The sequence below is a fragment of the Streptomyces sp. NPDC029956 genome (assembly GCF_055574655.1).
The window spans coordinates 1-10,521 of the sequence record NZ_JBVHZJ010000038.1; the positions used below are offsets into that span (position 1 = coordinate 1).

Sequence of the window (10,521 nt, forward strand, 5' to 3'; positions counted from 1 at the left end):
CGGCCCTCCTCGTCCACCGCCGCGGCGAACGGCGCGATCTTCGCCTCCGCGAGCGCACGCACCGACTCCCGGAGCATGTCGTGCTCCTCGGAGGGTCGATACAGGTCGAAATCAGCAGAACCCGACACGCTCATTCACTCCCACACTTGCTAACTACCGTTAAGTAACCCAAATGGTAGGGCGTGATCCGGCCCCGGACCAGGGCACGACTATGCTCGGGCAGGCATTCCGCCCGACGTTCACTGGAGACCCGCATGGCCCTCAAGATCACCGTGATCGGCACCGGCTACCTCGGTGCCACCCACGCCGCGGCCATGGCGGAGCTGGGCTTCGAGGTCCTGGGGCTCGACGTCGTACCGGAGAAGATCGAGCTGCTGTCCTCCGGCCGGGTCCCGATGTACGAGCCGGGCCTCGAAGAACTCCTGTCGAAGCACGTGGCCGGCATCGAGGGTTCGAGCGGCCGGCTGCGCTTCACCACCTCCTGGGAGGAGGTGGGCGCCTTCGGCGACGTGCACTTCGTCTGCGTGAACACCCCGCAGAAGCACGGCGAGTACGCCTGCGACATGAGCTACGTGGACGCCGCCTTCGCCTCCCTCGCCGGTGTCGTCCGCGAAGGGGCCCTGGTCGTCGGCAAGTCGACCGTGCCCGTCGGCTCGGCCGAACGGCTCGCGGGCGTGCTCCCGGAGGGCGTGGAACTGGCCTGGAACCCGGAGTTCCTCCGCGAGGGCTTCGCCGTGCAGGACACCCTGCACCCGGACCGGATCGTCGTCGGCGTGCAGGGCGAGCGGGCCGAGAAGCTGCTGCGCGAGGTGTACGCCGGTCCGGTCGGCGACGGTTCGCCCTTCGTGGTGACCGACTTCCCCACCGCCGAGCTGGTGAAGACCTCCGCGAACTCCTTCCTCGCCACCAAGATCTCCTTCATCAACGCGATGGCCGAGGTCTGCGAGGCCGCCGGCGGCGACGTCGCCAAGCTGGCCGAGGCGATCGGGCACGACGACCGGATCGGTGCCAAGTTCCTGCGCGCCGGCATCGGCTTCGGCGGCGGCTGCCTGCCCAAGGACATCCGGGCCTTCATGGCCCGCGCGGGCGAGCTGGGCGCCGACCAGGCGCTGACCTTCCTCCGCGAGATCGACTCCATCAACATGCGGCGCCGCGGACAGATGGTCGAGATGGCGCGCGAGGCCCTCGGCGGCAACACCTTCCTGGGCCGCCGGGTCGCCGTCCTCGGCGCCGCCTTCAAGCCGGACTCGGACGACGTCCGTGACTCCCCCGCGCTGAACGTGGCCGGCCAGATACACCTCCAGGGCGGCCAGGTCACCGTCTACGACCCGAAGGGCATGGACAACGCCCGGCGCCTCTTCCCGACCCTCGGATACGCGGAGTCCGCCCTCGAAGCGGTGCGCGGGGCGGACGTGGTGCTGCATCTGACGGAGTGGCGCGAGTTCCGCGAGCTCGACCCGGCGGCGCTCGCCGAGGTCGCCGCCTCGCGGGTGATCCTCGACGGCCGCAACGCGCTGGACTCCGAGCGCTGGCGGGCGGCCGGCTGGACGTACCGGGCGATGGGACGCCCGCGCGCCTGAACCGCGGACACGAGGAGGAGGGGGCGCCGTGGCGCCCCCTCCTCCCGTTTCCACGGTCAGGCCGCCGCCGGCCTGATGCGGTTCGTCCGCGACAGGAACTCCGTCTCGCGCAGTGCCCGCGTCACGTTGGCGTGCGCGAGGCCGACCAGATCCTGGGCGGTCCAGCCCCGGCGGAGGAGCTCCGCGAAGAGCGGGACGTAGCCGACGGCCGGGTCGGTGGTGTGGGAGACGCCCACGCAGTGCGCGCCCGCCTCCTTACGCACCCGGTCGAGGACGTCGGCGACGGCGGCCGGGTCGTCGGTCACGGGGACCATGCACACGGCGCCGTTCTCGCCGAGCAGTCCCAGGAGGTCGTCGGGCAGGTCCTCCGGGGCCGCCCTCGTGAGCAGGGCGGGGGCGCGGGTGACCGCGAGGGCGCGGCGGACCGTGTCCTGGTCGGCGCCGGAGAGGTCCACGGCCAGGCCGATGCGGTTCATCTCCCGTACCGCGTCGCGGGCGAAGCGGTCGAAGCGGGTGAGGTTGACGGCCCGTACCCCCAGGGCGTGGTACGCCCGCAGGGTCGCGGCGGAGGCGCCGAGCGCCGTCCAGCTGACCGGGCCGAGCAGGGCGGCGACGCGGCCGCAGTTGCGGGCGTGGGCCATCTCGGAGGTCGTGTGGGCGAGGCGCAGGTCCTCGGGGCAGGCGGCGACGAGAGCGCGGATGGCGTCGATGCGCCGCAGGGTCCCGATGACACCCGCCGCGTCTTCGCCGGGTCCGACGTGCAGCGACCAGAACTGGGCTCCGGCCTCCGCCGCGCGGAGGGGCGGCAGGTCCTCGGGGTCGAGGGAGCGGGGCAGTTCGGTGTGTCCCTCGACGACGGGCTGGGCCGCCAGGATGGCGCGGGCGCGGGACGGCTCGTCGAGCGGCGGGGGTGGTTCGGGGGGTGCGGGCTCCCCGGCGGCGGCAGGGACGGTGGAGAGCGTGGGATGGTCGTCTAGCAGTTCCGCCATGGTCTTACTCCAACTCGGTGATGCAGTACCGCCCCGCCGAATTGGGCGGGGCAGTACCGTCCACCGTGCCACCGGGCCCCTGCGGGGGCTCGGCGGGCTGAGCCGTCCGGGTGAACGCCGGGGCCGGGGCCGGTGCGTTCACACGCCGTCAGGCGCCCGGCGCGTCCAGGGAGTCGATCGTCGCGTTCGACGGTGCCGTACGGCTCCGCAGGTCGCGCGAGACCGCCTCCGCGTCGCGGAGGACGCGGACGGCGTTGGACCAGGTCAGCTTCGCCAGGTCCGGGTGCGACCAGCCGCGGTGCAGCAGCTCCGCGACCAGGTTCGGGTAGCCGGCGACGTCGTCCAGGCCGGCCGGGGTGAAGGCCGTGCCGTCGTAGTCGCCGCCGATGCCGATGTGGTCGATGCCGGCGGCCTCGCGCATGTGGTCGAGGTGGTCGGCGACCGTGGCGGCGGTGGCGATCGGACGCGGGTTCTCCTCCTCGAAGGCGCGGTGCAGCTTCATCGCCCCGGCGGTGGTGTCGAGGTGGTCGAAGCCGTGTGCCCGGAGGTTCTCGTCGGCCCGCGCGGTCCACTCGACGGCCGCGGGGAGGATGAACTTGGGCACGAACGTGGCCATCGCGACGCCGCCGTTGGCGGGCAGTCGCTCCAGGACGTCGTCCGGGATGTTCCTCGGGTGGTCGCAGACGGCCAGGGCCGAGGAGTGCGAGAAGATCACCGGCGCCGCCGAGGCGTCGAGCGCGTCCCGCATGGTCGTCGCGGCGACGTGCGACAGGTCGACGAGCATGCCGGAGCGGTTCATCTCGCGGACGACCGCACGGCCGAAGGCGGAGAGCCCGCCGACGCCGGGCGCGTCGGTCGCCGAGTCCGCCCAGTCGTTGTTGTCGTTGTGGGTGAGCGTCATGTAGCGCACGCCGAGGGTGTGCAGGGCGCGCAGGGTGGCGAGGGAGTTGTTGATCGAGTGGCCGCCCTCGGCGCCCTTGAGGGACGCGATACGGCCCTGGGTGCGGGCCGCCTCCATGTCGTCGGCCGTCAGGGCCGGGGCGAGGTCGCCCGCGTACCGCGCCAGGAGCTGGTCGACGATGTCGATCTGCTCCAGGGTCGCGCTGACCGCGTCGTCGCCGGCCAGCCGGCAGGGCACGTACACCGACCAGAACTGGGCGCCGACGCCGCCGGCCCGCAGCCGCTTGAGGTCGGTGTGCAGCGCGCCGGTCTGGTCCGCGCCGATGTCCATGCGGTCCAGGTCGTAGCGGACGTGCTCGCGCAGCGCCCACGGCAGGTCGTTGTGGCCGTCCACGACGGGGTGGGCGGCCAGCAGCCCGCGGGCCTCGGCGAGGCGGTCGGCCGCGCCGCCGGAGGCCCGGTCCGCGGCGCTCACTTGGCGAAGCCGAACGACTCCGCGCCCTCGACCTTGGCCCGCAGGCGCTTGCCCTTCTCGGTCGCCTGGTCGTTCAGCTCCTGCTGGAACTCCCGCATCCGGGCGAGCAGTTCGGGGTCGTGCGCGGCGAGGATGCGGGCCGCGAGCAGGCCCGCGTTCCGCGCGCCGCCGACGGAGACCGTGGCGACCGGCACACCGGCCGGCATCTGCACGATGGAGAGCAGCGAGTCCATGCCGTCGAGGTACTTCAGCGGCACCGGCACGCCGATGACCGGCAGCGGGGTGACGGAGGCGAGCATGCCGGGCAGGTGGGCGGCGCCGCCCGCGCCCGCGATGATCGTCCTGATGCCGCGGCCCGCGGCCTCCTCGCCGTACGCGATCATCTCGCGCGGCATTCGGTGCGCGGAGACGACGTCGACCTCGTACGGGATCTCGAACTCGTCGAGGGCCTGCGCCGCGGCCTCCATGACGGGCCAGTCGGAGTCGGATCCCATGACGATGCCGATCACGGGGGCGGTGGAGGTGCGGGGGGCCGTGCCGGGGCTCGTGCTGCTCACTCGGTGATCGTTCCTCGCAGATAGCCGGCGGCGTGACGCGCGCGCTCCAGCACGTCGTCCAGGTCGTCGCCGTAGGTGTTGACGTGCCCCACCTTGCGGCCGGGCTTCACGTCCTTGCCATACATGTGGATCTTGAGCTGCGGGTCCCTGGCCATGCAGTGCAGGTACGCGGAGTACATGTCCGGGTAGTCGCCGCCCAGGACATTGCACATCACGGTCCACGTCGCGCGGGGGCGCGGATCGCCGAGGGGCAGGTCGAGGACCGCCCGGACGTGGTTGGCGAACTGCGAGGTGATCGCGCCGTCCTGGGTCCAGTGGCCGGAGTTGTGCGGGCGCATCGCCAGTTCGTTGACGAGGATGCGGCCGTCCGTGGTCTGGAACAGCTCGACGGCCAGGTGACCGACGACGCCGAGCTCCTTCGCGATGCGGAGGGCCAGCTCCTGGGCCTGTCCGGCGAGCTCGCCGTCGAGGTCGGGTGCGGGTGCGATCACCGTGTCGCAGACGCCGTCGACCTGCCGGGACTCGACGACCGGGTAGGCGACGGCCTGACCGTGCGGGGAGCGGACGATGTTCGCGGCGAGTTCGCGCGCGAAGTCGACCTTCTCCTCGGCGAGGACCGGGACGCCCGCCAGGAAGGGGTCGCGGGCCTCCTCGGGCCTGCGGACGAACCAGACGCCCTTGCCGTCGTAACCGCCGCGCACCGTCTTGAGGATGATCGGGAAGCCTCCGACCTCGGCGGCGAAGGCCGCCGCGTCCTCGGGGTCCGCCACGATGCGGTGCCGGGGGCCGGGTGCGCCGATCTCGTCGAGTTTCGCGCGCATCACCCCCTTGTCCTGGGCGTGCACCAACGCGTCGGGCCCGGGGCGGACGGGGATGCCGTCCGCCTCCAGGGCCCGCAGGTGCTCCGTGGGGACGTGCTCGTGATCGAAGGTGATCACGTCACATCCGCGCGCGAAGTCACGCAGCGTAGCCAGGTCGCGATAGTCGCCGATGACGACCTCGCTCACCACCTGCGCCGCAGAGTCCTGCGGGGTGTCGCTGAGGAGCTTGAACTTGATGCCGAGGGGGATGCCCGCCTCGTGGGTCATTCGGGCGAGCTGACCGCCACCGACCATGCCGACTACCGGGAACGTCACCCTCTTAGGGTATCCGCACCATCCGTGAACACGCGTCCGGCTGTGGTTTGACACAAGAACGGCGCTGGTGGGGAGCCGGTTCGCCAGTGGTTTCCCAGGTACACGGGCGGGTGACAGGAGCGCTGGTTAGCATGGTTGGGTTGACGTCGCCCGGACGTCATCCGGACGGACGGGACAGAGCCATCACCATGAGTGAACCCGGCGCGCTGCGCACGCGACTCGACCGGCTCGCCCGGGAGGTCGCCAAGTTCGGGGTGGTGGGCGGTCTCGGCGTCCTCGTGAACCTCGGAGTCTTCAACATCGTCCGGGGCGCGACGGACATCCCGATGGTCCGGGCCAGCCTGATCGCCACCGTGGTCGCGATCGTCTTCAACTACGTGGGGTTCCGTTACTTCACGTACCGCGACCGCGACAAGTCCGGGCGCACCAAGGAGATGTCGCTGTTCCTGCTGTTCAGCGTCGTCGGCATGGTCATCGAGAACGGTGTGCTCTACGCGGCGACGTACGGCTTCGGCTGGGACGGCCCGCTCGCGAGCAACTTCTTCAAGTTCTTCGGCATCGGGATCGGGACGCTGTTCCGCTTCTGGTCGTACCGCACGTGGGTGTTCCGCGCGTTGCCGGCGAAGGAGGCGGTGCAGACCGCCGAATCGTTCCTGGAGCAGGCGCCGCGGCAGGCTCCCCGGCGGCAGCCCGACCGCGTCTGAGCACCGCTCCCCGAAACCCCGTACCCCTCAGTACCCCCCGAACCCCCGAAACCCCTGGTCAGAAGCTCTGACCAGGGGTTTCGTCCGTGCGGTGGGCGAGCACCCGGGCGTCATCGGACGGGGCGCTCCCGCTGCCCCTCCGAGACGCTGCGGACCTCGCGGCTCAGGAACAGGGCGAAGACCGGCGGCTGCTGCTGGAGGAGCTCCAGGCGGCCGCCGTCCGCCTCCGCGAGGTCCCTGGCGACCGCCAGGCCGATGCCGGTGGAGCTGCGGCCGCTGACGGCCCGCTCGAAGATCCGGGCGCCGAGGTCCGCCGGGACGCCCGGGCCCTCGTCGGTGACCTCGATCACCGACTGGTTGCCGGTGACGCGGGTCCGCAGGGCGACCGTGCCGCCGCCGTGCATGAGCGAGTTCTCGATCAGGGCCGCGAGGACCTGGGCGACCGCGCCCGGGGTGCCGACGGCCCGCATGCCCTGCTTCCCGCTGTGGACGATGGCCCGCCCCGCGCTGCGGTAGGCGGGCCGCCACTCCTCGATCTGCTGCTTGATGACCTCGTCGAGGTCGAAGGCGACGGCGGAGCCGGTGCGGGGGTCGCGGGAGTTGGTGAGCAGCCGCTCGACGACGTCGGTGAGCCGCTCGACCTGGGTGAGCGCGATCGTCGCCTCCTCCTTGACCGTGTCCAGGTCGTCGGCGAGCGCGACCTCCTCCAGGCGCATGGAGAGGGCGGTGAGGGGCGTACGGAGCTGGTGCGAGGCGTCTGCGGCCAGCCGGCGCTCGGCGGTGAGCATCCGGGCGATGCGCTCGGCGGAGGCGTCCAGGACGTCCGCGACGCGGTCGAGCTCGGGCACCCCGTACCGCTTGTGCCGGGGGCGCGGGTCACCGGAGCCGAGGCGCTCGGCGGTCTCCGCGAGGTCGGTGAGCGGGGACGTGAGCTTGTTGGCCTGCCGTACCGCGAGGAGGACGGCGGCGATGACGGCGAGCAGCGCCACCGCGCCGATGATCATGAGGGTGCGGCCGACCTCTGCGGTCACCGCCGAGCGGGACTCCTCGACGACCACGGTCTCGCCGCGCTCGCCCTCGGCGACGCCGCGGGTGACGTCGCCCTCCGGGCGGGTGCCGATCTCGATCGTGTCGCGGCCGGGCACCTGGATCCGGGCGTACCGCTTGGCACCGCTCTGCTGGGCCAGGATGTCCGGGTTGACCGGCTCGCCGCCGATGAGCCGGCTGTCGACGATGGAGACGATGCGGAGCGCCTCCAGGTCCACGCTCTCCTGGGCGCTGCTGGAGATCGTCCGGGTCTCGACGATGACGAGGGAGACGCCGAAGACGGCGATGACGACGAGGACGACGGCGAGGGTGGAGTTGATCAGGCGGCGGCGCACGGTTGCCCTCCGGGCGGGAACGGGAGACGCTCCCGACCTTACGGGCCCCGGCTAGCTCTTCTCGAAACGGAAGCCGACGCCTCTGACCGTGGCGATGTAGCGGGGGTTCGCCGCGTCGTCGCCCAGCTTCTTGCGGAGCCAGGAGATGTGCATGTCCAGGGTCTTCGTGGAGGACCACCACGTGGTGTCCCAGACCTCGCGCATCAGCTGGTCGCGGGTGACGACCCGGCCCGCGTCGCGGACCAGGACCCGCAGCAGGTCGAACTCCTTGGCCGTGAGCTGGAGCTCCTCGTCGCCCATCCAGGCCCGGTGCGACTCGACGTCGATCCGTACGCCGTGGGTCGAGGGGGCGACGACGGGCTCGGTGGAGCCGCGCCGGAGCAGCGCCCGGACGCGGGCGAGGAGCTCGGCGAGCCGGAACGGCTTGGTGACGTAGTCGTCGGCGCCCGCGTCGAGCCCCACGACCGTGTCGACCTCGTCGGCGCGGGCGGTCAGCACCAGGATCGGGACCGTGTGGCCCTCGGCGCGCAGCCGCCTGGCGACCTCGAGTCCGTCCATGCCGGGCAGGCCCAGGTCGAGGACGACCAGGTCCACACCGCCCTGGAGGCCGGCGTCGAGGGCGGTCGGACCGTCCTCGCGGACCTCGACCTCGTACCCCTCCCTCCGCAGGGCGCGGGCAAGCGGCTCCGAGATGGACGCATCGTCCTCGGCGAGCAGTACACGGGTCATGGGGTGATGGTAGTCCGCACGGGTGGGAGGCCGGGGCGTGATCCTCGGGGAGGGAGGGAACCCTGGAGATCCTGTGGGTATCTTGCACATGACCTTCGAATGACCTCGTTCGGTTGCGTCCTTACCTGTGATCCATCTCTCAAGTCCTTCCATATCCGGCACTGTCGTGTCGTATGGTGGCTCGACGTCTGTAGCGGTAATCGGGGACCTTTGGCCAGCTTCGCGCGCCAAGGTCCTCTTTCTGCGTGAGGTCGGCTCAGCCGAACCTCGAGGACGGTGAAAGACCTGTGGGCCGGGTCCCGGGACGCGAAGACGCATCTCCCGGGGCGTGGATCCCGGCGGAGTCCACTCCGATTCCGCCGGTGCCGGCCTCCCCCACCGGGCGCACCACGCTCACAAGGCGCGCGTCCCGACAGAGCAAGGATCGACATGGCGTCCAGCCTGACGAAGGACTCGGCCGAACCCCTCGGCTACGAGAAGACCTTCCTCGGCCACCCCCGTGGTCTGGCCACTCTCTTCATGACCGAGATGTGGGAGCGTTTCTCCTACTACGGCATGAGGGCCCTTCTCGTTCTGTACCTGGTCTCCGGCGGCGTGGACGCCGCGACGGGCAGCCAGGGCGGCGGCCTCGCGATGACCGCGGCGACGGCGACGGCGATCTACTCCGTCTACGTCTCGATGGTCTACCTGATGGCCATGCCCGGCGGCTGGTTCGGCGACCGCGTCTGGGGCGCCCGCAAGACCGTCGCGATCGCGGCCTCCGTGATCATGCTCGGCCATGTCTCGCTGGCCATCCCCGGCCAGGCGATGTTCTTCGTCGGTCTCGCGCTCGTCGCGGTCGGCTCCGGCCTCCTGAAGGCCAACATCTCGACGATGGTCGGCCACCTGTACAAGGGCGCGGACGACCCGCGCCGTGACGGTGGCTTCACGCTCTTCTACGTCGGCATCAACCTCGGCGCGTTCTTCGCCCCGCTGGTCATCGGCACCGTCGGCGAGAAGGTCAACTGGCACCTCGGCTTCGCCCTCGCCGCCATCGGCATGGGCCTCGGCCTCGCCGTCTTCCTGATCTTCGGCAAGACGCTGAACCCGAAGAGCAGCGAGGTCCCGAACCCGCTGTCCGCCGAGGAGCGCAGGTCGGTCATCACCAAGGTCGCCGTCGGCGCCGTCGTGATCGCCGCCTTCTACGGCGCCGTCGTCGCCATGGGCATGTACACGCTGAACTGGGCGATGGTCCCGATCACCCTCGCCGGCCTGATCATCCCGGTCGCCGTCCTGGCCCGCATCAAGCGCGACAAGGACCTCGACTCGAGCGAGAAGTCGCGGGTGACCGGCTACATCTGGTTCTTCGTCGCCGCCGCCATCTTCTGGATGATCTACGACCAGGGCGGCTCGACGCTGTCGCTGTTCGCCGACGACAAGACCGCCGACACGATCTTCGGCCTCGGCTTCCCCGCCACCTGGTACCAGTCGCTGAACCCGCTGTTCGTGATGGCGCTCGCCCCGGTCTTCGCCTGGATGTGGCTGTGGCTGGCCCGGAAGAACCAGGAGCCGAACACCATCGTGAAGTTCGCGATGGGTCTGGTCCTCGTCGGCGCCTCGTTCTTCGTCTTCATCGTCCCGATGAACATGGCGGGCGACGGCACCAAGGTGTCCCCGATGTGGCTGGTCACGATCTACATGATCCAGACCATCGGTGAGCTGTGCCTCTCCCCCGTCGGCCTCTCCGTCACCACGAAGATGGCGCCGAAGAAGTACGCCTCCCAGATGATGGGTGTCTGGTTCCTCGCCGTCACCGCCGGTGACTGCACCACGGGTCTGCTCTCCATCGCGGGCGTGGACCTGAACGGGACGGGGATCATCGCCATGCAGGCGACGCTCGCCGTCGCGGCGGGCTTCGCGATCTACATGTACCGCAAGAAGGTCCAGGCGCTCATGGGCAGCGTCCACTGACCTCCCCCGTACGGCCTTGGGGGGGGGCGCACCGACCCCGGGTGGGGGGAATCCCCCGTTTCCCTCCCCCCGGTTCGCGGCCTGGGGGGGCCCCCGAGGGGGAGGGGAACACAGCGCAC

At 71.1% G+C, this 10,521-nt stretch carries 10 protein-coding genes; 3 read left to right on the plus strand and 7 right to left on the minus strand.

Annotated features, from left to right (window positions below; genetic code table 11):
- Positions 1-134 (minus strand): acyl-CoA dehydrogenase family protein (locus tag ACZ4XX_RS26600; RefSeq protein WP_468510448.1); only part of this gene is annotated, 134 nt, incomplete at its 3' end.
- A gap of 120 nt (positions 135-254) precedes the next feature.
- On the opposite strand from ACZ4XX_RS26600, the gene ACZ4XX_RS26605 reads away from it, so the two are divergent.
- The gene (locus ACZ4XX_RS26605; RefSeq protein WP_468510389.1) at positions 255-1,580 is read left to right on the plus strand and encodes a UDP-glucose dehydrogenase family protein; all 1,326 of its coding nucleotides are present in this window, start codon (positions 255-257) and stop codon (positions 1,578-1,580) included.
- A gap of 56 nt (positions 1,581-1,636) precedes the next feature.
- Here ACZ4XX_RS26605 and ACZ4XX_RS26610 read toward each other — a convergent pair whose 3' ends face one another.
- The 4 genes from ACZ4XX_RS26610 to ACZ4XX_RS26625 form a co-directional block, all read right to left on the minus strand.
- Positions 1,637-2,569 (minus strand): membrane dipeptidase, encoded by a 933-nt coding sequence (locus ACZ4XX_RS26610; RefSeq protein WP_468510390.1) that lies wholly within the window; start codon positions 2,567-2,569, stop codon positions 1,637-1,639.
- 148 nt (positions 2,570-2,717) lie between these two features.
- Positions 2,718-3,944: a dipeptidase gene (locus ACZ4XX_RS26615; protein WP_468510391.1), complete on the minus strand. Its 1,227-nt coding sequence runs from the start codon at positions 3,942-3,944 to the stop codon at positions 2,718-2,720.
- A complete protein-coding gene (gene purE, locus ACZ4XX_RS26620; protein WP_468510449.1) occupies positions 3,941-4,438 on the minus strand; it encodes a 5-(carboxyamino)imidazole ribonucleotide mutase in 498 nt (165 codons plus the stop codon). The genes ACZ4XX_RS26615 and purE overlap by 4 nt, the downstream gene beginning before the upstream one ends.
- 59 nt (positions 4,439-4,497) lie before the next feature.
- Positions 4,498-5,637, minus strand: coding sequence for a 5-(carboxyamino)imidazole ribonucleotide synthase (locus tag ACZ4XX_RS26625; RefSeq protein ID WP_468510392.1), 1,140 nt, complete (start codon positions 5,635-5,637; stop codon positions 4,498-4,500).
- Between the two features lie 188 nt (positions 5,638-5,825).
- Here ACZ4XX_RS26625 and ACZ4XX_RS26630 point away from each other — a divergent pair, with 188 nt between their 5' ends.
- Positions 5,826-6,341, plus strand: a complete 516-nt coding sequence (locus ACZ4XX_RS26630; RefSeq protein ID WP_468510393.1) for a GtrA family protein — start codon at positions 5,826-5,828, stop codon at positions 6,339-6,341.
- A 110-nt stretch (positions 6,342-6,451) separates the two neighbouring features.
- On the opposite strand, the gene ACZ4XX_RS26635 is transcribed toward ACZ4XX_RS26630, so the two are convergent.
- Positions 6,452-7,723 carry an ATP-binding protein gene (locus ACZ4XX_RS26635; protein ID WP_468510394.1) on the minus strand — a complete coding sequence of 424 codons (1,272 nt, stop codon included), beginning with the start codon at positions 7,721-7,723 and terminating at the stop codon, positions 6,452-6,454.
- A gap of 51 nt (positions 7,724-7,774) precedes the next feature.
- Positions 7,775-8,452: a response regulator transcription factor gene (locus ACZ4XX_RS26640; protein ID WP_030315177.1), complete on the minus strand. Its 678-nt coding sequence runs from the start codon at positions 8,450-8,452 to the stop codon at positions 7,775-7,777.
- A 429-nt stretch (positions 8,453-8,881) separates the two neighbouring features.
- Here ACZ4XX_RS26640 and ACZ4XX_RS26645 point away from each other — a divergent pair, with 429 nt between their 5' ends.
- Positions 8,882-10,402, plus strand: a complete 1,521-nt coding sequence (locus ACZ4XX_RS26645; protein WP_468510395.1) for a peptide MFS transporter — start codon at positions 8,882-8,884, stop codon at positions 10,400-10,402.
- The last annotated feature ends 119 nt before the right edge of the window (positions 10,403-10,521 follow it).

Bases quoted from the DNA above. Each gene is read 5' to 3' on its own strand.
- ACZ4XX_RS26605 (WP_468510389.1), top strand. From the start codon at position 255: ATGGCCCTCAAGATCACCGTGATCGGCACCGGCTACCTCGGTGCCACC.
- ACZ4XX_RS26610 (WP_468510390.1), bottom strand. From the start codon at position 2,569: ATGGCGGAACTGCTAGACGACCATCCCACGCTCTCCACCGTCCCTGCC.
- purE (WP_468510449.1), bottom strand. From the start codon at position 4,438: ATGGGATCCGACTCCGACTGGCCCGTCATGGAGGCCGCGGCGCAGGCC.
- ACZ4XX_RS26630 (WP_468510393.1), top strand. From the start codon at position 5,826: ATGAGTGAACCCGGCGCGCTGCGCACGCGACTCGACCGGCTCGCCCGG.
- ACZ4XX_RS26640 (WP_030315177.1), bottom strand. From the start codon at position 8,452: ATGACCCGTGTACTGCTCGCCGAGGACGATGCGTCCATCTCGGAGCCG.
- ACZ4XX_RS26645 (WP_468510395.1), top strand. From the start codon at position 8,882: ATGGCGTCCAGCCTGACGAAGGACTCGGCCGAACCCCTCGGCTACGAG.